At 69.4% G+C, this 23,884-nt stretch carries 30 protein-coding genes; 20 read left to right on the forward strand and 10 right to left on the reverse strand.

All coding sequences use genetic code 11. From position 1 onward, the window contains the following. A partial coding sequence (locus ACEU5R_RS11235) for a 4-hydroxyphenylacetate 3-hydroxylase C-terminal domain-containing protein (RefSeq protein WP_392410195.1) occupies positions 1 to 902 on the forward strand: 902 nt, incomplete at its 5' end. Here ACEU5R_RS11235 and ACEU5R_RS11240 read toward each other — a convergent pair. Both ACEU5R_RS11240 and ACEU5R_RS11245 read right to left on the reverse strand, forming a co-directional pair. Continuing rightward, on the reverse strand, positions 892 to 2,295 hold the full coding sequence (locus ACEU5R_RS11240) for a 3-deoxy-D-arabino-heptulosonate 7-phosphate synthase (protein WP_392410196.1): 1,404 nt from the start codon (positions 2,293 to 2,295) through the stop codon (positions 892 to 894). The two genes, ACEU5R_RS11235 and ACEU5R_RS11240, sit on opposite strands and share 11 nt — an antisense overlap. A 150-nt stretch (positions 2,296 to 2,445) precedes the next feature. Next, positions 2,446 to 3,696 carry an MFS transporter gene (locus ACEU5R_RS11245; RefSeq protein ID WP_392410197.1) on the reverse strand — a complete coding sequence of 417 codons (1,251 nt, stop codon included), beginning with the start codon at positions 3,694 to 3,696 and terminating at the stop codon, positions 2,446 to 2,448. Positions 3,697 to 3,815: 119 nt separating this feature from the next. On the opposite strand from ACEU5R_RS11245, the gene ACEU5R_RS11250 reads away from it, so the two are divergent. From ACEU5R_RS11250 to ACEU5R_RS11270, 5 genes are all read left to right on the forward strand, one after another. Continuing rightward, a complete protein-coding gene (locus tag ACEU5R_RS11250) occupies positions 3,816 to 4,388 on the forward strand; it encodes a TetR/AcrR family transcriptional regulator (RefSeq protein WP_103274834.1) in 573 nt (190 codons plus the stop codon). Positions 4,389 to 4,447: 59 nt separating this feature from the next. After that, entirely contained in the window at positions 4,448 to 5,071 is a 624-nt protein-coding gene (locus tag ACEU5R_RS11255) for a TetR/AcrR family transcriptional regulator (RefSeq protein ID WP_103274833.1), read from the forward strand. Positions 5,072 to 5,148: 77 nt separating this feature from the next. Beyond that, positions 5,149 to 6,030, forward strand: a complete 882-nt coding sequence (locus tag ACEU5R_RS11260; RefSeq protein WP_392410198.1) for an NAD(P)-dependent oxidoreductase — start codon at positions 5,149 to 5,151, stop codon at positions 6,028 to 6,030. Between the two features lie 276 nt (positions 6,031 to 6,306). Continuing rightward, a complete protein-coding gene (locus ACEU5R_RS11265) occupies positions 6,307 to 6,552 on the forward strand; it encodes a hypothetical protein (RefSeq protein WP_103274831.1) in 246 nt (81 codons plus the stop codon). A gap of 24 nt (positions 6,553 to 6,576) precedes the next feature. Next, positions 6,577 to 7,068: an AlpA family transcriptional regulator gene (locus ACEU5R_RS11270; protein ID WP_103274830.1), complete on the forward strand. Its 492-nt coding sequence runs from the start codon at positions 6,577 to 6,579 to the stop codon at positions 7,066 to 7,068. An 8-nt stretch (positions 7,069 to 7,076) separates the two neighbouring features. Here ACEU5R_RS11270 and ACEU5R_RS11275 read toward each other — a convergent pair whose 3' ends face one another. The 5 genes from ACEU5R_RS11275 to tet all read right to left on the reverse strand — a co-directional run bounded on the left by ACEU5R_RS11275 (position 7,077) and on the right by tet (position 11,196). After that, complete coding sequence (locus ACEU5R_RS11275) at positions 7,077 to 7,775, reverse strand: 2OG-Fe(II) oxygenase (protein WP_392410199.1); 699 nt, start codon at positions 7,773 to 7,775, stop codon at positions 7,077 to 7,079. After that, positions 7,772 to 8,473 (reverse strand): DNA-3-methyladenine glycosylase family protein, encoded by a 702-nt coding sequence (locus tag ACEU5R_RS11280; RefSeq protein ID WP_392410200.1) that lies wholly within the window; start codon positions 8,471 to 8,473, stop codon positions 7,772 to 7,774. The genes ACEU5R_RS11275 and ACEU5R_RS11280 overlap by 4 nt, the downstream gene beginning before the upstream one ends. 78 nt (positions 8,474 to 8,551) lie before the next feature. Then, a complete protein-coding gene (locus tag ACEU5R_RS11285; protein ID WP_392410201.1) occupies positions 8,552 to 9,274 on the reverse strand; it encodes a 2OG-Fe(II) oxygenase in 723 nt (240 codons plus the stop codon). Further along, positions 9,271 to 9,828 (reverse strand): methylated-DNA--[protein]-cysteine S-methyltransferase, encoded by a 558-nt coding sequence (locus tag ACEU5R_RS11290; protein WP_392410202.1) that lies wholly within the window; start codon positions 9,826 to 9,828, stop codon positions 9,271 to 9,273. The genes ACEU5R_RS11285 and ACEU5R_RS11290 overlap by 4 nt, the downstream gene beginning before the upstream one ends. 96 nt (positions 9,829 to 9,924) lie before the next feature. After that, positions 9,925 to 11,196, reverse strand: a complete 1,272-nt coding sequence (tet, locus tag ACEU5R_RS11295; RefSeq protein ID WP_392410203.1) for a Tet(A)/Tet(B)/Tet(C) family tetracycline efflux MFS transporter — start codon at positions 11,194 to 11,196, stop codon at positions 9,925 to 9,927. Between the two features lie 146 nt (positions 11,197 to 11,342). On the opposite strand from tet, the gene tetR reads away from it, so the two are divergent. The 3 genes from tetR to ACEU5R_RS11310 are packed head-to-tail and all read left to right on the forward strand — an operon-like array spanning position 11,343 to position 13,233. Further along, the gene (gene tetR, locus ACEU5R_RS11300) at positions 11,343 to 12,005 is read left to right on the forward strand and encodes a tetracycline resistance transcriptional repressor TetR (protein WP_392410204.1); all 663 of its coding nucleotides are present in this window, start codon (positions 11,343 to 11,345) and stop codon (positions 12,003 to 12,005) included. Continuing rightward, complete coding sequence (locus ACEU5R_RS11305; protein ID WP_392410205.1) at positions 12,002 to 12,628, forward strand: LysE family translocator; 627 nt, start codon at positions 12,002 to 12,004, stop codon at positions 12,626 to 12,628. Before tetR ends, ACEU5R_RS11305 begins: the two co-directional genes overlap by 4 nt. Before the next feature lie 47 nt (positions 12,629 to 12,675). Continuing rightward, positions 12,676 to 13,233, forward strand: coding sequence for a helix-turn-helix domain-containing protein (locus ACEU5R_RS11310; RefSeq protein ID WP_392410206.1), 558 nt, complete (start codon positions 12,676 to 12,678; stop codon positions 13,231 to 13,233). A 13-nt stretch (positions 13,234 to 13,246) separates the two neighbouring features. Here the strand turns inward: ACEU5R_RS11310 and cml are convergent, their stop codons facing one another. Continuing rightward, positions 13,247 to 14,467: a CmlA/FloR family chloramphenicol efflux MFS transporter gene (gene cml / locus ACEU5R_RS11315; protein WP_392410207.1), complete on the reverse strand. Its 1,221-nt coding sequence runs from the start codon at positions 14,465 to 14,467 to the stop codon at positions 13,247 to 13,249. Positions 14,468 to 14,821: 354 nt separating this feature from the next. Here cml and ACEU5R_RS11320 point away from each other — a divergent pair, with 354 nt between their 5' ends. Genes ACEU5R_RS11320 through ACEU5R_RS11335 form a run of 4 tightly spaced genes read left to right on the forward strand, consistent with a single transcriptional unit; the run spans position 14,822 to position 16,303 of the window. Then, on the forward strand, positions 14,822 to 15,412 hold the full coding sequence (locus tag ACEU5R_RS11320; RefSeq protein ID WP_103274821.1) for an HD domain-containing protein: 591 nt from the start codon (positions 14,822 to 14,824) through the stop codon (positions 15,410 to 15,412). 31 nt (positions 15,413 to 15,443) lie between these two features. After that, complete coding sequence (locus ACEU5R_RS11325) at positions 15,444 to 15,689, forward strand: hypothetical protein (protein ID WP_103274820.1); 246 nt, start codon at positions 15,444 to 15,446, stop codon at positions 15,687 to 15,689. Positions 15,690 to 15,713: 24 nt separating this feature from the next. Next, positions 15,714 to 16,049 carry a hypothetical protein gene (locus ACEU5R_RS11330; protein WP_392410208.1) on the forward strand — a complete coding sequence of 112 codons (336 nt, stop codon included), beginning with the start codon at positions 15,714 to 15,716 and terminating at the stop codon, positions 16,047 to 16,049. Continuing rightward, positions 16,046 to 16,303 carry a hypothetical protein gene (locus ACEU5R_RS11335; protein WP_392410209.1) on the forward strand — a complete coding sequence of 86 codons (258 nt, stop codon included), beginning with the start codon at positions 16,046 to 16,048 and terminating at the stop codon, positions 16,301 to 16,303. Before ACEU5R_RS11330 ends, ACEU5R_RS11335 begins: the two co-directional genes overlap by 4 nt. 65 nt (positions 16,304 to 16,368) lie before the next feature. Here ACEU5R_RS11335 and ACEU5R_RS11340 read toward each other — a convergent pair whose 3' ends face one another. Then, positions 16,369 to 16,773 (reverse strand): RidA family protein, encoded by a 405-nt coding sequence (locus tag ACEU5R_RS11340; RefSeq protein WP_103274817.1) that lies wholly within the window; start codon positions 16,771 to 16,773, stop codon positions 16,369 to 16,371. 147 nt (positions 16,774 to 16,920) lie between these two features. Between ACEU5R_RS11340 and ACEU5R_RS11345 the strand changes: the two genes are divergently transcribed. Then, positions 16,921 to 17,823 carry a LysR substrate-binding domain-containing protein gene (locus ACEU5R_RS11345; protein ID WP_392410210.1) on the forward strand — a complete coding sequence of 301 codons (903 nt, stop codon included), beginning with the start codon at positions 16,921 to 16,923 and terminating at the stop codon, positions 17,821 to 17,823. A gap of 148 nt (positions 17,824 to 17,971) precedes the next feature. Here ACEU5R_RS11345 and ACEU5R_RS11350 read toward each other — a convergent pair whose 3' ends face one another. After that, positions 17,972 to 18,640, reverse strand: a complete 669-nt coding sequence (locus ACEU5R_RS11350; protein WP_103274815.1) for a FadR/GntR family transcriptional regulator — start codon at positions 18,638 to 18,640, stop codon at positions 17,972 to 17,974. Between the two features lie 271 nt (positions 18,641 to 18,911). Between ACEU5R_RS11350 and ACEU5R_RS11355 the strand changes: the two genes are divergently transcribed. The 6 genes from ACEU5R_RS11355 to ACEU5R_RS11380 are packed head-to-tail and all read left to right on the forward strand — an operon-like array spanning position 18,912 to position 23,876. Beyond that, a complete protein-coding gene (locus tag ACEU5R_RS11355) occupies positions 18,912 to 20,039 on the forward strand; it encodes a cupin domain-containing protein (protein WP_103274814.1) in 1,128 nt (375 codons plus the stop codon). 12 nt (positions 20,040 to 20,051) lie between these two features. Next, the gene (locus ACEU5R_RS11360) at positions 20,052 to 21,188 is read left to right on the forward strand and encodes an LVIVD repeat-containing protein (protein ID WP_103274813.1); all 1,137 of its coding nucleotides are present in this window, start codon (positions 20,052 to 20,054) and stop codon (positions 21,186 to 21,188) included. 2 nt (positions 21,189 to 21,190) lie between these two features. Beyond that, complete coding sequence (locus ACEU5R_RS11365) at positions 21,191 to 21,574, forward strand: RidA family protein (protein ID WP_103274812.1); 384 nt, start codon at positions 21,191 to 21,193, stop codon at positions 21,572 to 21,574. 36 nt (positions 21,575 to 21,610) lie between these two features. Next, complete coding sequence (locus tag ACEU5R_RS11370) at positions 21,611 to 22,213, forward strand: glutathione S-transferase family protein (RefSeq protein WP_392410211.1); 603 nt, start codon at positions 21,611 to 21,613, stop codon at positions 22,211 to 22,213. Positions 22,214 to 22,221: 8 nt separating this feature from the next. Further along, complete coding sequence (locus ACEU5R_RS11375) at positions 22,222 to 23,067, forward strand: ABC transporter ATP-binding protein (RefSeq protein WP_233772468.1); 846 nt, start codon at positions 22,222 to 22,224, stop codon at positions 23,065 to 23,067. A gap of 2 nt (positions 23,068 to 23,069) precedes the next feature. Beyond that, complete coding sequence (locus ACEU5R_RS11380) at positions 23,070 to 23,876, forward strand: ABC transporter permease (protein WP_233772467.1); 807 nt, start codon at positions 23,070 to 23,072, stop codon at positions 23,874 to 23,876. Positions 23,877 to 23,884: the final 8 nt, after the last annotated feature.

Genomic DNA, 23,884 nt, shown 5'->3' on the forward strand with positions numbered 1-23,884 from the left:
CCCCCCCAAACCCGGGGGGGCCCCCCCCCCCCCCCCCCCCCGGCGAGAAGCTGGAACACGGCGATGCGCTGTTCTCGCGCAAGTACGGCCAGGCCACGGCCGTGGTGCTGTTCGACCGGGTGTTCGTGCCCTGGGAGCGCGTGTTCTACGCGGGGGACTGGGAGCACAGCCATGTGCTGACCTACAGCTATGCCACCCACCACCGCCACAGCTGCATCGCGGCAAGGGCGGGATTCGGCGACCTCTTGATCGGCGCCGGCGCGCTGATGTGCGAGGCCAACGGGCTGGATCCGGACGTCAAGGCCAATCTGCGCGAGCCGATGGTGGAGCTGATCAAGATCACGGAAGGCTTCTACGCCTGTGGCGTCGCGGCCAGCGTCTATGCCGCGCGCGATGAACACAGCGGCTCGTTCATGCCGGACCCGGTGTTCAGCAATATCGGCAAGCTGCTGCTGGCCACGCAGATCTACGACATGCACCGGCTGGCGCACGAGGTGTCCGGCGGGCTGATCGTCGCCTTGCCCGGCCCGGACGAAGACCACAATCCCGCCACGGCCGCCCGGCTGTCGGAGGCGCTGCAGGCCAATCCCGCCGTGCCCTACGACCGTCGCATACAGACGGCGCGCTTCATCGAGGACCTGACCGCCTCGTACCAGGGCGGCTGGTATTCGGTCATCAGCCTGCACGGCGGCGGTTCGCCGGCGGCGATGAAGCAGGAGATCTGGCGCAACTATCCCCTGGGTTCCAAGGTGGAACTGGTGGAACGCCTGCTGGAGCGGGGCGTGCTGCATGACGAGGCGCGCGCGGCCACGAAGAACCGCCAGCCCGGACGCTGCTGCGACATGGGGTGCAGCGCGCCAGGGCAGCCCATCATGGTGCCGCTGCCCGCGCTCAAGCGTTGATCGACGCAAGCAGATCGTCGGGATGCACCATCAGCTCGCGCGCCAGCCGGCGGGTGGCGCCCAGATTCAGCATGGCTTGCCAGCGCGGGTTCTGCCGCAGGTCCTGCCACAGCGGCTCGAGCATGCGCGCGTCGGCCGGCTCGCCGGCGGCCAGCAGGGCGGCGTAGGCCAGGCTGGGCGGCGCGGACAGCAGCTGCATGCGGCTGGCGGCGTTGAGCGCCGGCGTCCAGGTTTCGTCGGGCGCGTCGCAGCAGTACAGCACGGCGTCGGCCAGATTCTCCATTTCCTGCGGCAGCGCGCGCAGCGAGGCGCCGCGCAGCCGGACCTGGCCTTGCTGCGTGGCGCAGGAATAGGACGCGTCCGGTTCGGCCTGGGCCAGCAGGCGCAAGCCGCGCAACAGGCGCGGCAGGTCGGTCGTGGCGGCGTCCACGGAGGCCTTGGCCTCGATGAGCAGGCAGACATCCCAAAGCGGCGTCTCGCTCGCGTTGCCGTCGGCGCGGCGCAGCAGCACCGCGTCCCACTCGGTCTTGGCGCGGTCGGCATTGGCGGCCAGGGCCGATGGCACGCGCAGCGAGGTCACCACGCGGTAGCCGGGCGATGCGTCGCCATGGCGTGATTCGGAAGGGGACGCCTGGTCCAGATGTCGCGCCAGCGCTTCGAGCGCGCGCGCGGCCAGGATCTCGACCGCGACGCCGCGTTGCCTGGCCAGCAGGCCTTGCGCATTGGCCTCTTCGCTGCCGGAGCGCGGGCCTTGTTTCTCGCGGATCGCTTCGTACTGCCGCACCCGCGGGTCCGACGCCAGCGCGTCGAGCCGTTGCAGGCGGGCGAGCGCCGGGGCGTCGAGCAGCGCGCGCAGCGCGGACGCGAGGTCCGCGTCGGTGTGGACCTGCGGTAGATTCAGCAACGCTTGCGCGGTCTGCGCCGCCTGTTGCCATGATCCCGAAGAAACCTCGGCGTGCAGCCGCGCCAGGGATTCGCGTCCCGCGCCGGGCGCCAGGCGCGGCGGCTTGGCCGGATGCGCGACGGTGTTGATGGCGGCGCGCAGCTGGCGCTGGTCGGCGGCTTCCTGGTGGCGCAGTTCCAGGTATTCACGGACGACGGGGTGGCGGTATTCCTGCAGCGCGCCCTGGAACACGGGGTCGCCGGCATCGGGTCGCAGGGCCTCGTCGATGAGCGCGGCCAGCGCGTCGATGAACGCGTGGCGCACTGCGCCATCGGGCGCTTGGGCAGAAGCGTCGGCGGCCTGCAGCGGTTCGATGGCGCGCGCCAGCCGTGCGATGGGGCTGTCCGGATCGGGCTGCGCGACGGCGCCAGGGGCGGGCCGGGCCGTGCTCCGATAGCGCCGGGGTATGGCGCGCAGGATGGCGGCGAGCGTGGCGGAAGGCTGGTTCATGGCGTGTCGGTCGGGCGCGGAAAAGAAGCTGTCGTCGCCGCGCTCGCGCATCCCGCGAGCGCGGCGGCGGGACCAGCAATGATAAGCCGGGACCGTTGTTGCGATTGCCTGCCCCGCAAACGTGGCGCCGGCGCGGCGCGCGTCAGCGATTCACAGCGGCTGGCCGGCAGCCGCCTGCCGCAAGCAGGCGCGTCGCCGCGTCACGGCCAGCACGATGGCCGCCACCGCCAGCGCGAGGATGATCGCGCCATACGCGTCGGCCGCCGCCAGCAGCCCGGCGCGCTGCGCCATGTAGCCCGCGATCATGGTCGGCACACTGTTGGCCAGATAGCTCTCGACATAGAACGCGCCCATCAGGCCGGCGCGTTCGTGCGGCTCTGCCAGCGGCAGCACGGTGCGCACCGCGCCCAGGAAGGTGGCGCCGAAACCCAGGCCGGCGACGATGGAACCGGCCAGCAGCAGGGCGGGGTAGCCGGCGTTGGCGGCGATCAGGATCAGCAGCAGTCCGGACGCCAGCGCGATTTCACCGGACAGCAAGGTGCGGAAGGTGCCGACCCGGCGCAGCGCGACCAGGGCGATGGCGAGGGCGCCGCTCAGCGTCAGCGCCGTCACGGCGAAACCGCCGAGCCAGGGCGAACGGGCCTGCGTGGCCGAGACGATCAGCGACGGCATCAGCGACAGGTAGAAGCCGCCCAGCATCCATACCGCGACATTGGCTGGCGTGACGCCGAGCAGCGCCTTGCGGGCCTGCGGCGGCACGGTGATGCGGGGACGCAGGCTGGCCCAGGCGCCGTCGCGGCGCGTCGCGGTCTCGGGCACGCGCCACAGCAGCGCCAGCGCCAGCAGGAAGAGCGCGAGCAGCAGCGCGTAGACGGTATGCAGCGGATCGGGCGCGTGCACCAGCAGCGCCGTGCTGCCCAGCGCGCCGGCCGCCATGCCGATCATGGGCGAGATGCCGTTGATCAGCGCGCCGCGCTCGCGGTGCAGGTCCAGCAGCGCGGCGCCCACCGAGGCCGTCGCAAGCCCCGTGGCCGCGCCTTGCAGCAGGCGCGCGCCGACCAGCCAGCCGGGGCCCGAGGCCAGCAGGAAACCGCACATGGCCACGCTCTGCAACAGCAGCGCCAGCGCGATCACCGGACGCCGGCCGATGTGATCGGACAGCCGGCCGGCGGTCAGCAGCGCCGTCAGCAAGGCCAGCGCGTAAGCGCCGAAGACGACAGTGAGCAGCGTGGCGCTGAATCCCCATTCCTGCTGGTAGACGCGGTACAGCGGGGTGGGCGCCGCCGAGGCCGCCAGGAAGGACATCAGTACGAAGGCGTGGAAGGCGGTGGCGCCGCGACGCGATAGCTTGCCCGGTTGGATGACGGGGCAAGCCAGGGATTCGGATGAGGTCGTGGACATGGCGCGCCTTTAAATGCAAAATATTTGCGTTAGTGAGAATACAAGATCATGCTCACTAACGCAAATATTTTGCTTTAGTGAATTGGCGCATAAGCATATCCATGACGGCAGGACCAGGCATGACCGACAAATCAGGGCCACGCCCCGGCGGGCGCAGCGCGCGCGTGCAGGCCGCGGTGCACCAGGCGGTGCGCGAATTGCAGCGGGAACAGGGCCGCGATGGGCTGACGGTGCCTGCGGTGGCGGCGCGCGCGGGCGTGACCCCGTCGACCATCTATCGCCGCTGGGGCGACCTGTCGCAGTTGCTGGCGGACGTGGCGGTGGAGCAGTTGCAGCCCGAGCAGGCGCCGCCCGACACCGGTTCGTTCTACGGCGATCTGCTGGCCTGGCTGGAACAGTACTTCGACGAAATGTCCTCGGTGCCCGGGCGCGCCATGCTGCGCGACGTGCTGGGCACGCCGGGCCACGAAGGGGCCGGCAAGTGCGACGGCTTCACGCGCCAGCAGATCGAGGCGATCCGCGAGCGCGCCATCGGCCGGGGCGAGCAGGCCGCCGAGGCGGAGCAGATCATCACGCGCGTGGTGGCGCCGCTCATGTATGGCGTGCTGTTCGCCAACCAGGCGCCGAGCGCCGCCAGGATGCTGGCGCTGGTTCGGGAAGTGGAGGCCGCCCGGCGCGCCGGCGCGGCGTGAATCCGCGCGCCGTGATTCGTGCTAAATTGGAAAACGTTCATTTCCATTTTTGAGATCCCATGCCAGATCGCACGACCGATACCGCCAGCGCGTCCCGCGCCAGGGGCCGGCCGCGCGAGTTCGACATGGAACAGGCGCTGGACCGGGCCGTGGACGTGTTCAGTCAGCGCGGCTACCACGGCACCTCCATTGGCGATCTGGCGCGCGGCACCGAGCTGGCGCAGGGCAGCCTGTACAAGGCGTTCAAGGACAAGCACGCGTTGTTCCTGGCAGCGCTGGACCACTACCGCGCGCGCCGCGTCGAAGGCATGGCGCGGGCCATCGGCGCCGGCGGCAGCGGGCGTGAACGACTGCGCAGGTTGCTGGCCTTCTACGCCGAATCGTCGCAAGGCCGGCAGGGCCGGCAGGGCTGCCTGGTGGTCGAGAGCGCGGCGGAGCTGTCGTTCTTCGACGAGGACGTGGCCGAACGCGTGACCACGGCGCTGGGCCGCAACGAGGCGCTGCTGGCCGGCCTGATCCGGGAAGGGCAGGAAGACGGCTCGCTGGCCGCGCATATCGATCCGGCAGACGCTGCCCGCATGTTGTTGTGCCTGGTGCAAGGCATGCGCGTGGTCGGCAAGACGGGCCGCCGGCGGCAGGACATGCTGGCGGTGGTGGACATGGCGCTCAAGGCGCTGGAATGACCGGCCGCCGGGAGGGTCCCGCCGGCTTTTTTTTGCCAATTTAGGAAATGAATATTTCCAATTAAGGAGCAGCAACCATGAAGACGATCGCTTTCCTGGGTCTGGGCACGATGGGCCTGCCGATGGCCGCCAACCTGCTGCGCGCGGGCTATGTCGTGCGCGCCTGGAACCGTTCGCCCGCGCCGCTCGGGAAACTGGCGGCGCTGGGCGCGCAGGCGGCGGCCAGCCCGGCCGAGGCCGCCGCGGGCGCCGATGCGCTGGTGTCCATGCTGGCCGACGACGCGGCCACGCGTTATGCGGTGCTGGAGGCCGGCGCGCTGGCCGCGCTGGCCCCCGGCGCGGTGCACGTCAACATGGCCACCGTGTCGGTGGCGCTGGCGGCCGAGCTGGCGCGGTTGCATGGCGAGCGCGGCGTGGCCTATGTGGCGGCGCCGGTGCTGGGCCGGGTCAACGTGGCCGAGGCCGGCCAGCTCAATATCCTGGCGGCCGGCGAGGCGCGGGCGCTGCTGGCGGTGCAGCCGCTGTTCGACGCGATGGGCCGCAAGACCTGGTATTTCGGCGAACGTCCCGAGCAGGCCAACGCCGTCAAGCTGGCGGTGAACTTCATGATCGGCAGCGCCATCGGCGCCATGAGCGAAGCGGTTGCCCTGGTGCGCGGTTACGACGTGGACAAGGCGGCCTTCCTGGAGATGGCCACGTCCACCGCATTCGCCGCGCCGGTGTACCAGGGTTATGGGCAGGCCATCGCCGAAGAGCGCTTCGAGCCGGCCGGCTTCAAGCTGGCGCTGGGCCTGAAGGACCTGCGCCTGGCGCAGGAAGCGGCCGAGCAGGTGCACGTGCCGCTGCAACTGGCCGGCGTGCTGCGCGATGCGCACATCGAGAGCCTGGCGCGCGGCGAGGGCCAGCTGGACTGGGCCGCCTTGTCGCGCACGCCGGCGCGGCGGGCCGGGCTGGAGTAAGGCGTCGGGGCGAGCCGCTCCTGATCAGGCGGGCGCCGCGCGCGCCTGCCGCCGCCATCGCGGCAAACCACAAGTGATCTTCCTGTCCCCTGCGGCGCTGCGCGCCCCGCGGGCGTCGCATACTGGCTGTCCGGTCGCCATACGGCTATGTTGAGCCGCCGGCGCGATCGCCGGTAATTCTGTCCTAGTTCATTGCAGACATGCCGTTGCGACAGTGATTGTTTGAAGTTGTCTATTGACAACCCTGTGTGTGGTTTTCGATAATGGAGGCGCTTGATGACCAGGTCTTTGCATCCGAAGAAAGAAGTCGAGGCGGCGCTCAGGCATGCCGAAACGCATGGCTGGCGCGTGACGGTGGGCGGGGCCCATGCCTGGGGCAAGATCTATTGCCCCAGGCGGCACGACGAATGCCGCTGTGGCGAGTTCTGCATCACCAGCGTCTGGAGCACGCCCAGGAATCCGGGCAATCATGCGCGCGCCTTGCGGCGCGTGGTCGACAACTGCACCGCGCACGGCGGCTGACGCGCCGCGCGCCGAGGAACAGCGATGGAATACATCTTCACCCTGAAATACCAGCTGGGCAGCGATGTCGAGGACATGGACGCCGTCATCGAGCGCCTGGGCGAAGCCGGTTGCGACGACGCGCTGGCGGGCATTGGCCTGCCGGGCCGCCTGGCGCTGGAATTCACGCGCGAGGCGCCCAGCGCCGAGGTCGCGGTCGGCAGCGCGCTGGACGATGTACGCCGCGCCTTGCCCGACGCGCGCCTGATCGAGGCCGCGCCGGACCTGGTCGGCCTGACCGACGTGGCCGAGATCGCCGGCGTGTCGCGGCAGGCCATGCGCAAGCTGATGCTGGCGTATCCGGGCAGCTTCCCGGTGCCGGTGCATGAAGGCACCACGTCCCTGTGGCATCTGGCCGACCTGCTGGAGTGGCTGCGCGCCCGGGGCAACGCCGCCTGGCCGCCCGCGCTGGCGGAAGTGGCGCGGGCCGCCTTGCAGGTCAACCTGGCCAAGGAAAGGCGCCGGGCCTCCGCCTGAGGCGCCGTTCAGGGCGCGTCGTGCAACAGCAGTTCCAGGCCGACGCGCTCGCCATCGCGCACGCGGCTGATGGCGTGCTTGAGATTGACGCGGTAGTAGCCGGCGCCGCCCTTGAACGGCCGCTGACCCGCGCCGATGATGGCGGCGTCGCCGATGCCCAGCGGCAGCACGATGGGGCGCGATTGCATGCGCGGACGCTGCTCGGTCATGACGAATTCGCCACCGGTGAAATCCCGTCCGGGCTCGGACAGCAAGGCCACGACCTGCAGCGGAAAGACGCAGTCGCCGTCGACGTGCTGATGCAGGCCCACCTCGTCTCCCTGGCGCAGCCGTTGCAGGCGCGACAGCGGCCGCGTCTGGCCGGCGGCGCGATTCCGCGCAAGGAATTCCGGCAGTTCGGCCGGATAGCGCAGCGGGTCGTCCAGGATCTGCTGCCAGCGGTTGGCAATCGGCGCCAGATGGCGATAGAACGCCTCGCGCCATGGCATCCAGGCCGCTGGCGCCGTGGGGGCGTGTCCGAACAGCTCGCCGCTGTCCGCGCTGGCGCTGGCGCGTGCGGTGGGCGCCGTGGCGGGCGCGGCGTTCGCCAGCTCGCGCGCCTGTGCCGGCGTCAGCAGTCCCGGCAGCAGCGCATAGCCTTCCACGTCCAGTTCATGGGCGATGGCGGTCCAGTTCCTGCCGTCCAGCATGGCGACGATGCCGGTCATGGCTGTGCATCCCCGGCCGATGCTCGGACGGTATCGCCCGGCGGGTGGACGCCCTGGGCGGGCAGCCGCCACAGATACCATGCGGCGACGGTGCGATGCGGGCTCCAGGCCAGCCCGATGTCGCGCATCTGGCGCGGCGTGGGCGTCTTGTCCAGGCCTTTCAGGCGGCGATAGCCTTCGCGCACGCCATAGTCGTCCACCGGCAGGATGTCGGACCGCTCCAGCGTGTAGATCAGGAACATCTCGACCGTCCAGCGGCCCACGCCGCGCAGCGGCGTCAGGCGCGCGATCAGCTCGTCGTCGGACAGGCGCAAGGCGTCGGCGCGGCTCGGGACCACGCCGTCCGCAGCCGCCTGTGCGATGCCGCGAATGGCGACCAGCTTGCTGGCCGACAGGCCGCAGGCGCGCTGTTGCTGTTCATCGGTGGCCAGCAACGCTTGCGGACTGGGGAAGTCCGCGTCGGGGTACAGCGCCAGCAAGCGCGCCAGGATGGCTTCGGCGGCGCGGGCATGCAATTGCTGGTGGGCGATGGCGCGCACCAGCGCTTCATACGGTTCGCGGCCCGGCTTGGCTTCGTGCCTGCAGGGACCGACGGCCGCGACATGGCGCGCCCAGTCGGCGTCCAGGCCGGCCAGGAAATCAGCGGCGCGCCGGTAGGCGCGGGGAGACAGGTCGGCGGGGATGGCGGCGCGCGGCATCAGCGTCCTTGTTGCGGGTTCATCACGGAAGGGATCCTGGCAGTCTTTTTAACGCATGCGCGCCGGGCCGGGCAGGGGTCAACGCGCATCATGAAAAATCAGACCCACGGTATGGCGCGAACCGCCGCGCACACGGCTCACGCCATGGCGCATGGCGACCTTGCGCGTGCCGCCGCGCTTGCCCGGAGCCGGCCGGTGATTGACCGTGAAGACCAGCGCGTCGCCCTGGTCCAGCGCGATGACCTCGGCGCGCTGGCCGCTGGAGGCGGTCTCCGTCATGACGAATTCGCCGCCGCTGAAGTCCCGGCCGGGCCGCGACAGCAGGATGGCCACCTGCAAGGGAAAGACCCGCTCGCCGTACAGGTCCTGGTGCAGGCAGTTGTAGTCGTCCGCCCCATATTGCAGGATGAGCGGCGTGGGCCGCTTCTGGCCGGCCGCATGGCATTGCGCCAGGAACGCGTCGTGCGTGGCGGGAAACCGTTGCGGATCGCCGAGCAGTTGGTTCCAGCGGTTGGCGATGGGCGCCAGGCGCGGATACAGCGCCTGGCGCAGCGCTTGCAGCAGCGGCGGCAGCGGGTAGGAAAAATACTTGTACTCGCCCCGCCCGAAGCCGTGGCGCGCCATCACGATACGGCTGCGATAGCCGTCCGGCGAGGCGTATCCGGCTGCCAGGGCCGCGCATTGCGCGGGGTCCAGCAAGCCGGGCAGCCGCGCATTGCCGCGCGCGTCGAGCGCGCGCGCGATGGCTTCCCAATCGTGGCGGTCCAGGTCCGGCGCCATGGCGCAGGTTTCCGGCATCATCGGCCGCGCTCGCCGGCGAGCAGCGCGCGCTTGCGTTCGACGCCCCAGCGATAGCCGGATAGCGCGCCATCGCCACGCACCACGCGATGGCAGGGAATGGCCACGGCCAGCACGTTGGCGGCGCAGGCGCCGGCCACGGCGCGCGAGGCGTCGGGCGCGCCGAGCTGGCGCGCCAGCTCGCCGTAGCTGCGGGTCTGGCCGGCCGGGATGGCGGCGAGCGCCTGCCACACCTGCTGCTGGAAGGCGGTGCCGCCCACGTCCAGCGCCAGCGGCGCATCGGCGTTGCCGTGGTCGATATAGGCGGCGATGGCGGCCAGCTCAGGTTGCAGCGATCGCGGATCCGCGTGCAGCGTCGCATCGGGAAAGGCGGCGGCCAGCTCGGCGCGCAGCGCGTCCCGGTCCGCGCCCAGCAGAATCGCGCAGATGCCAAGCTCCGTCTTGCCGGCCAGGACCATGCCCAGTGTGGTCTGGCCGATGGCGTAGCGGATCGGGCCTTGTGGCGCGCTGCCGGGCGCGCGGTAGCGGCAGGTGAATGCTGCGTCTTGGCGGATCATGGCGGGTCTCCTGGGGTTCGGGCAGTGAAGCCAGTGTAGGCAGGCCGGTCGCGTTCGCCACTCCGGTCCTTGCTGGGCGTTCCGCGAAGGGGCTTGTCACTGCCGCTGTCGCGCCGTCGCCGGCCCGTTCCCGGCGCACAGGTCGCGCGCGGGCCTGGCACGCCGCAGCAACAGCGCCAGTCCGGCCAGGTTCAGCGCCGCGCCGGCCAGCCAGGGCCAGCCGTTCCAACCCTGGCCGGGCGCGGCATAGAGGGCGGTGACGCACAGCGGGCCGATGACGGAGGTCAGGCCCGCCAGGGAGGCCAGAGATCCTTGCAACTGCCCCTGGCGCGACGCGCCGGCCTGCTGCGAGAGCAGCGCCTGCAACGCGGGCACGACCAGGCCGCCCAGCGCCAGCGGCAACAGGATTGGAAACGCCATCCAGCCCTGCGTCGCGAAGGCGATCAGCACGTAGGCGCAGCCATCGGCCAGCAAGCCCAGCATGGCGCTGCCGCGCTCGCCGAAACGCCGGGTGGCGGGGCCGGGCAGCAGGGCCTGCGCCAGCGCATGCAGCACGCCGAAGGCCGCCAGGGACAGGCCGACCATGGCGGCGTCCCAGTGGTAGCGGTCTTCGCCGTACAGCACCCACAAGGATCCAGGCACCTGGCCAGAGATCTGCGCGAGCACGTAGGCCAGCAGCAGCGCCGGCACCGCCGGCAGGCCGCGAACCCAGCGCAGGGCGCCCAGCGGATTGAGCGCCTGGAGCGCGCGAGCCGCGCGGATGCCAGCGGCGGCGGGGGCTGTTGCGGCCGATGTCGTGGCGTCGGACGCGGGCCGCGATTCCGGCAGGAAGCGCCAGGCCATGAGGCAATTGAGCGCGTTCAGCGCGGCGGCGACGGCGAAGGGCGCATGCGGCGACCACTGGCCCGCCAGGCCGCCGATGACCGGCCCGGCGATCAGCCCCAGGCCCATGCAGGCGCTCAGGTAGCCGTAGCGGCGGGCGCGGTCCTCGCCGCGCGAGAGGTCGGCGATGCATGAGCTGGCGACCGCGCCGGTCGCGCCGGTCAGGCCGGCGACGGCGCGACCCAGGTACAGCACCCACAGCGCCGGCGCGACCGCCATCACCGCGTAGTCCACCGCGGCGCCGGCCAGCGAGGCCAGCAGCACCGGACGGCGTCCGTGGCGGTCGGACAGCGCGCCCAGCAGCGGCGCGCACAGGAACTGCATCAGCGCATACAGCGCCAGCAGCACGCCGTAGTGGCTGGCGACCTGATCGGCGCCGGCCAGCGTGCGCAGCAGGCCGGGCAGCACCGGCATGATCAGGCCGATGCCGGCTGCGTCCAGCGCGACGGTCGTCAGGATGACGAACAGGGCTTTGTCGGATTTCATTAGAAATTTATCAGTGATAAGTTTGCGTATGAAAATCTATCAGTGATAAATTGTCAAGCCTGGAATTTCAGTGAACGGACCTGAACGCCGGCGCGGACGCACAGCGGCATCCGGGCCGGCGGATGGGTCGATACAGAGGAAGCCGCGTGACCAAACTCAGCCGCGAAACCGTGATCCGCGCCGCGCTGGACCTGCTGAACGAGGTCGGCGTGGACGGCCTGAGCACGCGCCGCCTAGCCGAGCGCCTGGGCGTGCAGCAACCCGCGCTCTATTGGCACTTCAAGAACAAGCGCGAACTGCTGGACGCGCTTTCCCGGCAGATGCTGGTCGAACGCCACACCCGTGGCATCCCGCAGCCGGGCGAGCACTGGCGCACGTTCCTGCACGACAACGCCATGAGCTTCCGGCGCGGCCTGCTGGCCTATCGCGACGGTGCGCGCATTCATGCGGGCACGCGGCCGGACGGGCCGCAGGCCGGCGCGGTGGAGGCGCAGCTGCGCCTGCTGCGGGACGCCGGGTTTGCGCCGGACGCCAGCGTGCATGCGCTGCTGGCGGTCAGCCAGTACACGGTGGGCGCGGTGCTGGAGCAGCAGGCGGCACAGGACGGCGCGGGGCAGGGCATGACCCGGCAGGAACTGCCGCAGGACGCGCCGCTGCTGCGCGCCGCCATGGATATACTCGAAGGCGGCGGCCCGGACCAGGCGTTCGAACAGGGCCTGGCCCTGTTGCTGGACGGGCTGGCCTGCCGCCTGGAGCAGGGCGGCGCGCGCCCGCCTGCTCGCCGCGCCTCCAAGGGAAACACGCAATGATCGACCACGCCACGCTGCTTACCTATCTCGCCGTGCTGACCGGCTTCGTGCTGATTCCCGGCCCCGCCGTGCTGCTGACGCTGGCGCGGGCGGCCACCTCGGGCACGCGCGTGGGCATGGCGACCGGACTCGGCATCGCGGCCGGCGACCTGATCCATACCTGCATGGCAGTGCTGGGGCTGTCGGCCATCCTGATGACGTCCGCTTTCCTGTTCAACGTGGTCAAGTACGCCGGCGCGGCCTATCTGGTCTACCTGGGCGTGCGCGCCTTCCTGGAGCGGGCCGACCTGCCCGAACTGACGCCGGCCGCGCGCGTCGACGCGCGCACGGCGTTCCGGCAGGCGATCCTGGCCGAGGTGCTGAACCCCAAGTCGGCGCTGTTCTTCCTGGCCTTCCTGCCGCAGTTCGTGCGTCCGCAGAACGGTCCCGTGGCCTTGCAGCTGGCCACGCTGGGCGTGCTGTTCGTGCTGATGGGCGCCTTGAGCACGGGGCTGGTGGCGCTGTGCGCCGGCCGCGTCGGCCGCTTCCTGCGCCGCCATCCGGCGATCTGGCGCTGGCAGGGCAAGGCGGTCGGCACGGTCTATTGCGCGCTGGGCGTGCGCATGGCGATGCAGCAGCGCTAGTGCGCTGTCCCGCAGATGCGCCCGCACGACATCCACCCCTGGCCGCCATGACGGTTCTCGATTTCAAACCCGTGCGACTGGGCGCCGCGTTGCGGCGCTGGCGTCTGTTGAACCGGATCAAGCAGACGCATGCCGCCGAGCTGTTCGGCGTGGCGCAGTCCACGATATCTCGCTGGGAAAGCGGCGTGCAGGAGATGGAGCCGGCCGAGCGCGCGCAGGTCGAGCGTCGGCTGTCCGCCAGGCTGGACGCGGCGGCGGATCGGGCGCTGGCCCGATTGGTCGATGCCGGTCCGTCGCCGATGCACCTGGTCTGCGACCTGAGTCACGCGCTGCTGGCCTGCTCGCCGTCGCGCGCCGCCGAGTTCGGCGCGCCCTTGTCCGGGCTGATGGGCCGTTCGCTGTGGCGCTACGCCACGCCGGAAATCCAGCGCATGGAAGCGGCGCTGGAAGCCATGGGCTGGCGCGAAACGCAAGCCCCGCCCGCCATCGAGTTTTGCACCGGCGCCAATCGCTCGGATGAGGTGCCGATCCGCCAGAGCGCCTGCCGCTGGACGCGCATCGTGCTGGCGGACGGCTCGGCGGCGCGGCTGGTCGAGACGCTGTGACGCGGCCTCGGGTTCAGTCCTCGCGTCCGGCCACTTCCCTGCGTTGCAACAGCGCCAACCCCAGCAGGCTGGCCGCCGGCATGGCGGCGCAATAGGCGACCAGCGGCCAGGCGCTGCCGCCATCCAGCGCCAGTGTGGACAGCGTGCCCAAGCCGGCCACGATCAGACTTTGCGCGGCGTAGTACAGCGCCACCGCGGCGCCCGACGCGTCGCCGTAGTCCCGCAGCGCGCCGTTGGCGCTGACTGAAACCACCAGCACCATGCCGGTCGCCACCAGCCACATCGGCATCACGAAGGTGGCAAAGGACGGCGCCGTCGTGGCGGCGCAGCCGGCCAGGAGCGCCGCGCCCGCCAGCATCGTCGCCGCCCCGCGCGCGAAGCTGCCGGCGATGCCCCAGCGCGCCACCAGGCGCGGCGCCAGCCGCGTGGCCGCGATCATGACCAGCGCGACCGTCGAGAAGGCCGCGCTGAAGGCCATGTGCGAGTAGCCGGCGGCGCCCATGAGCACGCGCGGCGAGGTCGAGAAGAACACGAAGAAGGCGCCCATCGCCGCGCTGAATCCCAGCGTATAGATCCAGAACCGCAGGCTGCCCAGCATGGGCGCGAAGCCGGGCCGCCGCGCGCCCGGCGTGGATGGACGGGTCTCGCGCCAGCGCGGCATGGCGCGCAACCACGCCAGCAGGCCCGCCGCGCCCAGCGCGACGAAGATCGCCCGCCAGCCGAAGCCCGCCGCGATGGCCGCGCCGAGCATCGGCCCGAGCGCGGGGACGAAGGCCAGCATGGCGCTGAACAGGCCATAGATGGTGCTGCCTTCCGGCCGGTCGGCATAAACATCGCGCACGGTGGCGAACATGGCCACCAGCGCGGCCGAGGCGCCCAGCGCCTGTAGCAGCCGCAACGCGACGAAGAGCCCGCCGCTGCCGGCGGCGGCCAGCGCCAGCGACGCGGCGGCATACAGCAGCGCGCCGCCCAGCAGCACCGGCCGCCGGCCGATGCGGTCGGACAGCGGGCCGAAGATCAATTGGCCCAGTCCCAGCATCAGCATGTAGATGCTGAGGGTCAGCTGGACCATGGCGGGCGTGGTCTGCAAGGCCGCGGGCATGGCCGGCACCACGGGCAGGTACACGTCCATCGCCAGCGAGGCGAGCAGGTCGAAGGGCGCCATCAGCGCGAGCGCAGGCGGCAGGGGACCGGCCCAGATGTCGGGGCGGGCAGGGGAAGAATGGGTGGGCATGGCAAAGCCTCCGCACGGAAAGAGAATCCGGCGGCGATCTGCCTGGATGAGGCTCAGAGAGGGGGCTCAATGAGGGGCGATCGCCGCAACGACTGGGGTTGGGTGTCGTTGCGGCTCAGCGATCCGTGAGCGGGCCTGGCGTCATGGAGAGAATGCGTGTGGCATGGAATCTGGACGCTGAAGTCTATCCGATCGGGTGCGAGCCTGCCACGCGTGGCCGTGCGGTACGCGGGTTCGCGTCTCGCTGCGATCATTTTTTATGCGTGGACGCGCATCCGGCGGCGATGCAATATCCGAGTCTGGCGCGCGCGATTCGAACCCAGCGCGCGGCCGACACGCAAGGAGTCATGAAGCATGGATGCCGCGACACTCGAAGGCCGGCTGGAATTCATCCGCCAGGCCGAACGCCTCAAGGACGTGCTGCGCAGCGGCCGCAGCTCCGGCGGCCGGCAGGAAAGCACGGCCGAGCACAGCTGGCGTCTGTGCCTGATGGCCATGCTGTTCCAGGATGGGCTCGCGGGGCTGGATCCGCTGCGCGTGTTGCAGCTGTGCGTGGTCCACGACCTGGGCGAGGCGCTGGGCGGCGATGTGCCGGCGATCGTGCGCGACGCGCATCCGGACAAGAGCGCGCGCGAGCGCCGCGACCTGTTGCAACTGGCCCGCAGCCTGGACCCGGCGGCGCGCGAGCGGCTGCTGGCGCTGTGGGACGAGTACGAGGCCGCCGCGACGCCGGAAGCCCGCGCGGTGAAGGCGCTGGACAAGATGGAAACCATTCTGCAGCACAGCCAGGGCGACAATCCGCCCGATTTCGATTACGGTTTCAACCTGACCTATGGCCGCGACTACGCGCAGCACGACGAGGTGCTGCGCGCGCTGCGGACCCTGGTCGACGAGGCCACGGCGCGCAGGATGGCGATCCCGCGCGCCGATTCATCATCCGCTTGAATCGATCCGGCTTTGATCCGGTCCAGAGAACATGCGCAGCACCCCGGAAGCCGGCCCGTTCCGGCAGGACATATTGAACGCCGCGACCGCTGGCATGGCCCACGCGCCCGCCAGGGAAATGCTGCTTCGCCATCGCGCGGCGGGCTGGACGCGGGACCGCATGTACGCGGAGCTGGCGTCCATGGCCGTGGCGGCGCCGGAGCATGAAGACTACCTTCATGACCTGATGGACTTCGTTTCGGGCTATTGTTCTCTCGCCATGAGGATCTTCGATTGAATCGCGTGCCGACGGGAGATTGACATGCAGGTGTTCAAGACGCTGGCCGAGCTGCTGCGGGCCATCCCCGCGCTGCAGGCCGGGGAGTGGATCTACGTGAACCTGGACGCGTGGCGCGCGACGCCCGAGCAGGCCGTGTTCTATTCCATTTCGGAAACGTATCTGGAGGAACTGGACGATGACGAGGTCTACCTGGACGACGAAGACCTGGAAATGCCGGTAGCCGTCCGGGGCCTGGACTTGCGTGGCTGGATGCTGGCCGGGAATGTGCAATACATCGCCGGCCGGTTGAATGGCGAGGACCCGGCCGAATTCATCGCCCAGGTGAATCACTACCGAGAGTACGACAGCTTCAAGTGACCGGCTCCGCCTCCAAGTCTCCCGGCGCGACCGCGCCTGCCACGGACATCGCGCTCGGCCTCGCATCCCGCCATTCGCTGCGGGCGTTCATCGCTCAGCGCGTGGGCCAAGACGGGCTGGCCCAGGTCGGCGATGCGCCGTACCGGATGGACGTCGGCGCCGAGGATCTGACGGACGCCAACAACGCCTTCGGCGAGGCGGGCTTCCTGATTTCCTGGGTCGAGACCCGGAAGGCGAAGCGCGGGCTGTCGTGAGCGACGACGGTTTTTCACCCGCAAGCGCGCCTCCCGAATCCCGCGCGCCGTTGCATTGACAGGCCCTAGCCCGCCGCGCCGTCCGGCAGCCTGGCGATCACCTTGAGTTCAACGTCGAACCCATACAGCCAGGTGACGCCCACGCCGGTCAGCGTGGGATACGGCGCCTGTCCCCAGAACTCGGGAACGATGCGCCAGATCCGTTCGAACGTCGATGCGGGATCGACGATGAACACTGTCACGTCGACCACGTCGTCGAAGCTGCAGCCGGCGGCGGCCAGCACGGCGTTGAGGTTGCGGAACGCCAGCCGCACCTGTTCGTCCAGGTCCGGCTCGGGCGAGCCATCCTCGCGGCTGCCGACCTGGCCCGAGACGAACAGGAAGCCGTTGGCCTTGATCGCCGGGGAATAGCGGTTGCGCTCATAAAGCGCCTGGCGTCCGGGGGGAAAGACGACGTCGCGTTGGGTCATGCCTGATCTCCGTGTACAGGCCGGCTGGCCTGGATGTGTGTGAACCGATGCCGCACTGTAGGAGGCGGCGCGCCGCCGATAAACGGGCAAGCCTGTCCAGCACTGTTTGTAGAATGCAAACAATCTGGCGAAGGGCAGGAGACACGCATGGACCGATTCGATGCAATGCAAGCGTTTGCGCGGGTGGTGGAGACAGGCAGCTTCACCAAGGCGGCCGAGACGCTGCGCATCAGCCGGACCAGTGTGACGCAGCTGGTGCAGCAGCTGGAGGCGCGGCTGCGCGTCAGGCTGTTGAACCGCACGACTCGCCAGGTCAATGTCACGGCCGACGGCGCGGCCTATTACGAACGCGTGCTGCGCCTGCTGGCCGACATGGACGATGCCGAGACCAGCCTGTCCGACGCCTCGGCCTCGCCCCGGGGCCGGCTGCGCGTGGACGTGCCCAGTCCCTTCGCGCGCATGGTGCTGGTGCCGGCCTTGCCGGCCTTCCACGCGCGCTATCCCGAGATCCAGCTGGACCTGGGCGTGAGCGACCGCAAGGTGGACCTGATCGGCGAGAACGTGGACTGCGTGATCCGCGGCGGCGAGCTGCAGGACCAATCGCTGCGCGCGCGCCGCGTGGCGGACCTGCGGCTGGGCGTGTACGCGTCGCCGGGCTATCTGGCGATGGCGGGCGTGCCACGGCATCCGGGCGAGCTGGAAGACTCGCACCATCGCATCGTGGGCTATCTGTGGGCGCGGCTGGGGCGGGCGCTGCCCTATGCCATGCAGCGCGGCGGCGAACGCCTGAGCGTGCACGGACGCTACGCGCTGGCGGTGGACGACGGCAACGCCTATCTGCAGGCCGGCCTGGCGGGGCTGGGCATCTTGTGGCTGCCCGACTACATGGCGCGGCCGCATCTGGCCAGCGGCGAGCTGGCGCGGCTGTTCGAGGACTGGGACATGGAAACGATGCCGATGTACCTGGCCTATCCGCCCAACCGCCACGTCAGCGCCAAGCTGCGCGCCTTCATCGACTGGGTCGTGGAATTGATGGAGAGGCAGGCGTAGCACCGCCGCCCGGCGGCGCGGGCTAGGGGCAGGCATGGCGCTCCAGGTCGGCACTCCAGGTCTGAACGTCCCAGCCTGAAAGCGCTAGCCAGGAAATCAGGCCAGAAACTCAGGCCAGAGACTCAGGCCAGAGACTCAGGCCAGAAATTCAGGCCGTCTCCAGCGGATTCAAGCGATCGGCGATCTCGCGCTGGACCCGCCGCAAGTGCTGGCGCATGGCCTGTTCGGCGGCGTCCGGCGAGCGCGCGGCGATGGCTTCCGCGATGGCGCGGTGTTCCTGGTCGCGTTGCTGGATGCGCTCGCTCGTGATCGCGCTGGCCATGGGCACGTGCAGCCTGTGGTCGGAGCCGACGCGGCGCAGGAAGGCATACAGACTGGCCGCGAGCTGGTTGCCGGAGCTGTCGGCCAGCAGCTTGTGGAAGGCGATGTCGCCGATGGTGCGCGTCACGCCCTGCGGCGTGGTGGCGGCTTCCAGGATCTTGGCGATCTGCACCGGCGATGCGCGCACCGCCGCCAAGCGCGCGATGGCCGGCTCCAGCACGATGCGCAGCTCGATGACCTCCAGCGCATTGGTGCCCTGGACCACCACGTCGCTCTTGAGCACCGGACTGTCGTTGCGGCGGATGATGGGGCGGGGCAGTTCGGCGGCGTCGCGCATCGTCTCCAGCGCCAGCCGCAGGCGATGCCGCTTCACCTTCAGCTGATCGGCCAGCAGGCGCTCGGGCGGCAGCTCCTCGCCCTTGCCGATCATGGCGCGGATCTGCGTGATCAGGCGCGTGACGTCATTCGAAACTTCGGGTTGCCTTGTGCGTGCCATGAGTTTCCCGCCTCCGGTTTTTTTGCGTACATCTTATGGGCGGAATATACGCCCAGCAATATCGAAAACCCTGAATGGTTGTTAATTGGCGGTTATTCGGTTGCTAATTCGCAAATGCCTGATTTGCATGGGGAAAGCGCAGAAAAATAAGGGTCGGAAAATCAGGTTTAGGGGTTTTCCATAAAAAAACCAGAATCGCGTTTACACAACCATTGGTTGTTATTAGATTTTGTTCCGCTGAATCCTGATAACCATTCAAAGGGGAATGTGTATGCACGCGACCGAGGTCGCCGGCGATGCGCGCGCGGCGGAATTGCTGTCCATGTATGAGCAGATCGAACGGAGGCACATGTTTCCGTTCTGGGCGCGCGGAGACAGCGCGCACGACGACATCAGCCAGCTGACCAACGGCCCCAAGCCGGTGCCGCACCGCTGGTCGTACCGCGACGACATCCAGCCCCTGCTGGCCCAGTCGGCGCGCCTGATCTCCACCGAGAACACCGACCGCCGCTCGCTGATCCTCATCAACCCGGGCCTGGCGCCGCGCCGCGCGACGGTGTCCACGCTGTACACCGCCTATCGCCAGAACGATCCCAACGAACTCATGCCGCCGCACGCGCACACGGCCAGCGCCGTGCGCTTCGGCCTGACGGGCCGGCAGAACTTCACGGGCGTGGAGGGCGAGGACATCACCTTCCTGCCCGGCGACATGGTGCTGACGCCGCGCGACACCTGGCACAACCACGGCAACCTGGGCGGCGAGCCGGCCATCAATCTGTCAGTGCTGGACTATCCGCTGGTCGAGAACCTGAACGCCCTGTCGTTCCAGCACGACTACCAGGAAAACGGCGAGGTCGTGCGCAAGCAGAGCGCGCGCTTCCAGACCGAGTATTCGCGCATGGTCTATGGCGCCGGCGGACTGACGCCGCGCTTTCTCGACCACCGGCGCGGCGGCGGCGATTCCTCGCCCATGTTCGTGTACCGCTACGAAGCCATGCGCGAGCTGCTGTATCGCTTTCGCGACTGGGACGAATCGCCGCACGAGGGCGTGTCGATCGAATACACGCATCCGCTTCGGGGCGGCCCGGTCTACCGGACCATGACCTTCTTCATGCAGATGGTGCGGCCGGGCGAGACCACGCTGCCGCTCAAGCAGACCGCCAACCTGCTGGTGTCGCCGTTCAGCGGCCAGGGCAGCATGACGGTGGGCGAACAGCGGCATGCGCTCGAACCGTTCGACACGGTCGCCGTGCCCAGCGAGAACTGGGTGCAGTACCGCAACGACGCCACCGAGCCGCTGATCCTGTTCATCGCCAGCGACGAGCCGGCGCTGCGCGCCATGGGCCTGTTCCACCAGTGGGGACGCACGGCCGGCGGCGACCTGGTCGAGCTGGTCTGAGGGAGCCCGGCCTTGGCTAAACAATGGAATACCTCGCTGCTCGCCCACGTCGATTGCGAGGGGGGCGGACAGGTCTGGGTGGAGGGCGCGACGATGTATGTCTCGCACATGCGTCCGCCCTACGGCACCTCGATCTACGACGTCGAAGACCCGCGCCGCCCGCGCCTGCTGGCGTCGTTGGAAGTGCCCATCGGCTGGCATTCGCACAAGGTGCGCGTGCGCGACGGCCTGATGATCGTCAACTATGAGAAGTTCCGCAGCGGCGCCGACGATTTCGGCGGCGGACTGGGCATCTACGACGTCAGCCGGCCGGACCGTCCGCGCCTGATCACGCACTGGAAGACCGGCACCCAGGGCGGCGGCGTGCACCGCTACGACTTCGACGGCCGCTACGCCTATATCTCGCCGACGGCGCCGGGCTACATCGGCAACATCGTCAAGATCCTGGACCTGCGCGATCCGGCGAAGCCCGAGGAAGTGGGGCGCTGGTGGATTCCCGGCCAGCACGAGGCCGGCGGCGAAACCTATCCCTGGGACAACTACGTGCCGCCGCGCTGCCACCATCCGCTGCGCATGGGCAACCGCCTGTACGTGTCGTACTGGCATCACGGCATGTTCATCCTGGACATCGAGGACATGGCGCGCCCGCGCCTGGTGTCGCAGTTCAACACCGGGCCGGCCCATCCGCATCCCACGCACACGGCGCTGCCCATACCGGGGTTGCTCAAGGGCCGCCAGATCCTGGTGGTGGCGGACGAGGACGTGGCCAAGCTGCGGCCGTCGCCGCCGGCCTTCACCTGGTTCTTCGACATCACGGACGAGCGCCAGCCCATGCCGATCTCCACCTTCCAGGTCGACGGCGTGGACCCTGACGGCCAGCCGCAAGAAGCCATGTCCGGCTGTCACCAGCCGGCCGAGAAGTTCAGCGGCAATGTGCTGCCCTTCGCCTGGTTCGCGCGCGGCCTGCGACTGCTGGACATCAGCGATCCGTTCCGGCCGCGCGAAGTGGGCTGCTATGAGCCCGACCCGCCGGCCGGCTGCGAACGCGCGTCGTCCAACGACGTCACCACCGACGACCGCGGGCTGCTCTACCTGCTGGACCGGCAGCGCGGCCTGGACATCATCGAAAGCTCCGTCTACGGGACCTGACCATGACCTATCTGCAACAAGCCTTTGGCAACAAGAATCCCAACCTGCCGTTCCATCCGGCGGTGCGGGCGGGCGACTACGTCTTCGTGTCGGGCCAGGTGGCCAAGGACGAGAACGGCGTCATGCTGGAAGGCACCATCGAACAGCTGACGCGCGCCACTATCGAAGCGATGCGGCGGGCGCTGCGGGCGGCCGACTGCGACCTGGCCGACGTGGTCAAGGCCACCGTCTACCTGGAAGACGCGCGCGATTTTGGCCGCTACAACGGCGTGTTCAAGGAGTACTTCCCGGACGGGATGCTCGCGCGCACGACCGTGGAGGCCCGCGCGGTCATCGACACCAAGATCGAGATCGAGTGCATCGCCTACAAGCCGCAGCGGTCCTGAACGGCCGCGCAAACCATATATCAAGGGAGAATCATCATGCTGGAAGTTCTGGGACGCGCCACCTCGGGCAATGTGCAGAAAGTGTTGTTCCTGCTCGAAGAGCTGGGCGCGCCGTACAAGCGCCACGATTACGGCAAGACCTTCGAGGGCACCACGCTCACCCCGCAATACCAGGCCATCAACCCCACGCAGAAGGTGCCGACCCTGCGCGACGGCGAGCTGCACGTGTGGGAATCGCACACCATCCTGCGCTATGTGGCCAACAAGCAGGAGGCCCACGCGCTGTATCCGCGCGATCCCGCCGCGCGCAGCCAGGTCGAGCGCTGGATGGACTGGACGCTGGCCTCGCTCAACGTGGCCTACCTGGCCGGCTTCAAGGAAGCCAAGCTGCCGCCCGAGCAACTGAGCGAGGCGGCCGCCAAGCTGCTGTCCGCCGAGCTGTCGCTGCTGGACGGGCACCTGGCGGGCCGGCCCTGGGTCGCGGGCGAGGCCTTCTCCCTGGCCGACATCTGCCTGGCGCCGCTGGTGCGCCGCTGCCTGAAGTTCCCCCATCCCAAGCCCGAGCTGGCGCATCTGCGGCAATGGATGGCGCGCATCGAGCAGCGGCCGGCTTTCGCGGCGGCCGTGGCCGCGGGTTGAGGCGGGCCATGGACATGCAGGCGAATGCATCCGCCGGGCCCGGCCCGGCGCGGGAGGCGGCGCCCCTGGCGGCGCAGATACGGGCCCGCGGCCTGAACGTGGATTTCGACACCCGCGCCGGTTGCGTGCGGGTGTTGAGCGACATCGACATCGAGATCGCGAAAGGCTCGTTCACCTCCATCATCGGCCCTTCGGGCTGCGGCAAGAGCACGCTGCTGAAGGTGTTCGCCGGACTGGTGCCGCCGACCGGCGGCGAGGTCTCGGTGGCCGGCGTGCCGCCGGGCGAGGCGGTGCGGCAGCGGCGCGTGGGCATGGTGTTCCAGGAAGCCGCGCTGATGCCCTGGAAGACCGCGCTGGAGAACGTCTGTTCGCTGATGGCGCTGGTGGACGCGGTGCCGCGCGAGCGGCAACGCGACCGCGCGCTGGAACTGCTGCGCCTGGTCGGCCTGGAGTACGCGGCCGACCGGTATCCGGCGCAGCTGTCCGGCGGCATGCGCCAGCGCGTATCGATCGCACGGGCACTGGCGCTGGATCCCGAGGTGCTGATGATGGACGAGCCCTTCGGCGCGCTGGACGCCATCACGCGCGAGCACATGAGCGACTTCCTGCTCGATATCTGGCGGCGCACCGGCAAGACGGTGGTGTTCGTCACGCACTCCATCGACGAGGCGGTCTACCTGTCCGACAGCGTCTACGTCATGGCCACCAATCCGGCGCGCATCGTGCAGAAGCTGGATATCGGCCTGCCGCAGCCCAAGAACGAGGCGACGTTTTCCAGCCCGATGTTCCACCAGAAGTCTTTCCAGTTGCGGCAGCTGCTCAAGGCAGGGCATGCGCCGGGGAGCGGAAAATGAGCATGAGCACGACCTTGAAAGAACCCGCCGCGCCCGCGCGGCCCGCGTCCGGCCGGCTGCGCCAGGCCTGGCGCGCCGCCTTGCCCAGCCTCGCGCTGGTGCTGCTGATCGTGGCGCTGTGGGAGGCGGCGGTCCGGCTGCTGCAGGTGTCGGCCTTCGTGGTGCCGGCGCCGTCGGCCATCGTCGCCGTGCTGTTCGAGCGCCAGGACGAGCTGTTCCAGGCCAGCCTGGTCACGGGCGCGGAAATCCTCTACGGCTTTCTGTGTTCCTGCGTGGTGGGGATCACGCTGGCGCTGCTGGTGGACCGATACGCCTGGTTCGGCCGCGCCAGCTATCCGCTCATCGTGCTGTTCCAGAACGTGCCGAAGATCGCGCTGGCGCCGCTGCTGATCCTGTGGTTCGGCTATGACCTGCTGCCCAAGATCGCCCTGATCGTCATCATGGCCTTCTTCCCGGTCACGCTGAACATGCTGGTGGGCCTGCGCTCGGCCGACGCCAACCTGATGTCGCTGCTGCAGTCCATCGGCGCGACGCCGGGCCAGATCATGGCGCGCGTGAAGATCCCGTCCTCGCTGCCGGCCCTCATGGCGGGCATGAAGGTCGCGATCACCCTGAGCGTGATCGGCGCGATCGTCGGCGAATTCGTCGGCGCCTCGGCCGGGCTGGGCTACATGATCCAGTTCGCCTCCAGCCAGATGGATACGGCGCTGGTGTTCGCCGCGCTGGTGCAGATATCCGTCCTGGGCGTCTTCTTCTATTACCTGATCGAGCTGGCCGAGCTGCGGTTCCTGGGCTGGGCGGCGCGCTGAAGCATCGA

The sequence above is a fragment of the Achromobacter sp. 413638 genome (assembly GCF_043119405.1).
Classification (GTDB): Bacteria; Pseudomonadota; Gammaproteobacteria; order Burkholderiales; family Burkholderiaceae_B; genus Achromobacter.

Excerpts from the sequence above, each read along its gene's own strand:
- cml (WP_392410207.1), bottom strand. The coding sequence starts at position 14,467 with ATGCCCACCCATTCTTCCCCTGCCCGCCCCGACATCTGGGCCGGTCCC.
- tet (WP_392410203.1), bottom strand. The coding sequence starts at position 11,196 with ATGAAATCCGACAAAGCCCTGTTCGTCATCCTGACGACCGTCGCGCTG.
- ACEU5R_RS11260 (WP_392410198.1), top strand. The coding sequence starts at position 5,149 with ATGAAGACGATCGCTTTCCTGGGTCTGGGCACGATGGGCCTGCCGATG.
- ACEU5R_RS11305 (WP_392410205.1), top strand. The coding sequence starts at position 12,002 with ATGATCGACCACGCCACGCTGCTTACCTATCTCGCCGTGCTGACCGGC.
- ACEU5R_RS11345 (WP_392410210.1), top strand. The coding sequence starts at position 16,921 with ATGGACCGATTCGATGCAATGCAAGCGTTTGCGCGGGTGGTGGAGACA.
- ACEU5R_RS11365 (WP_103274812.1), top strand. The coding sequence starts at position 21,191 with ATGACCTATCTGCAACAAGCCTTTGGCAACAAGAATCCCAACCTGCCG.
- ACEU5R_RS11290 (WP_392410202.1), bottom strand. The coding sequence starts at position 9,828 with ATGATCCGCCAAGACGCAGCATTCACCTGCCGCTACCGCGCGCCCGGC.
- ACEU5R_RS11330 (WP_392410208.1), top strand. The coding sequence starts at position 15,714 with ATGCAGGTGTTCAAGACGCTGGCCGAGCTGCTGCGGGCCATCCCCGCG.
- ACEU5R_RS11375 (WP_233772468.1), top strand. The coding sequence starts at position 22,222 with ATGGACATGCAGGCGAATGCATCCGCCGGGCCCGGCCCGGCGCGGGAG.
- ACEU5R_RS11270 (WP_103274830.1), top strand. The coding sequence starts at position 6,577 with ATGGAATACATCTTCACCCTGAAATACCAGCTGGGCAGCGATGTCGAG.
- ACEU5R_RS11250 (WP_103274834.1), top strand. The coding sequence starts at position 3,816 with ATGACCGACAAATCAGGGCCACGCCCCGGCGGGCGCAGCGCGCGCGTG.
- ACEU5R_RS11340 (WP_103274817.1), bottom strand. The coding sequence starts at position 16,773 with ATGACCCAACGCGACGTCGTCTTTCCCCCCGGACGCCAGGCGCTTTAT.
- ACEU5R_RS11280 (WP_392410200.1), bottom strand. The coding sequence starts at position 8,473 with ATGCCGCGCGCCGCCATCCCCGCCGACCTGTCTCCCCGCGCCTACCGG.
- ACEU5R_RS11355 (WP_103274814.1), top strand. The coding sequence starts at position 18,912 with ATGCACGCGACCGAGGTCGCCGGCGATGCGCGCGCGGCGGAATTGCTG.
- ACEU5R_RS11275 (WP_392410199.1), bottom strand. The coding sequence starts at position 7,775 with ATGACCGGCATCGTCGCCATGCTGGACGGCAGGAACTGGACCGCCATC.
- ACEU5R_RS11240 (WP_392410196.1), bottom strand. The coding sequence starts at position 2,295 with ATGAACCAGCCTTCCGCCACGCTCGCCGCCATCCTGCGCGCCATACCC.
- ACEU5R_RS11255 (WP_103274833.1), top strand. The coding sequence starts at position 4,448 with ATGCCAGATCGCACGACCGATACCGCCAGCGCGTCCCGCGCCAGGGGC.
- ACEU5R_RS11320 (WP_103274821.1), top strand. The coding sequence starts at position 14,822 with ATGGATGCCGCGACACTCGAAGGCCGGCTGGAATTCATCCGCCAGGCC.
- ACEU5R_RS11285 (WP_392410201.1), bottom strand. The coding sequence starts at position 9,274 with ATGATGCCGGAAACCTGCGCCATGGCGCCGGACCTGGACCGCCACGAT.
- ACEU5R_RS11265 (WP_103274831.1), top strand. The coding sequence starts at position 6,307 with ATGACCAGGTCTTTGCATCCGAAGAAAGAAGTCGAGGCGGCGCTCAGG.
- ACEU5R_RS11370 (WP_392410211.1), top strand. The coding sequence starts at position 21,611 with ATGCTGGAAGTTCTGGGACGCGCCACCTCGGGCAATGTGCAGAAAGTG.
- ACEU5R_RS11350 (WP_103274815.1), bottom strand. The coding sequence starts at position 18,640 with ATGGCACGCACAAGGCAACCCGAAGTTTCGAATGACGTCACGCGCCTG.
- ACEU5R_RS11245 (WP_392410197.1), bottom strand. The coding sequence starts at position 3,696 with ATGTCCACGACCTCATCCGAATCCCTGGCTTGCCCCGTCATCCAACCG.
- ACEU5R_RS11310 (WP_392410206.1), top strand. The coding sequence starts at position 12,676 with ATGACGGTTCTCGATTTCAAACCCGTGCGACTGGGCGCCGCGTTGCGG.
- ACEU5R_RS11380 (WP_233772467.1), top strand. The coding sequence starts at position 23,070 with ATGAGCACGACCTTGAAAGAACCCGCCGCGCCCGCGCGGCCCGCGTCC.
- ACEU5R_RS11325 (WP_103274820.1), top strand. The coding sequence starts at position 15,444 with ATGCGCAGCACCCCGGAAGCCGGCCCGTTCCGGCAGGACATATTGAAC.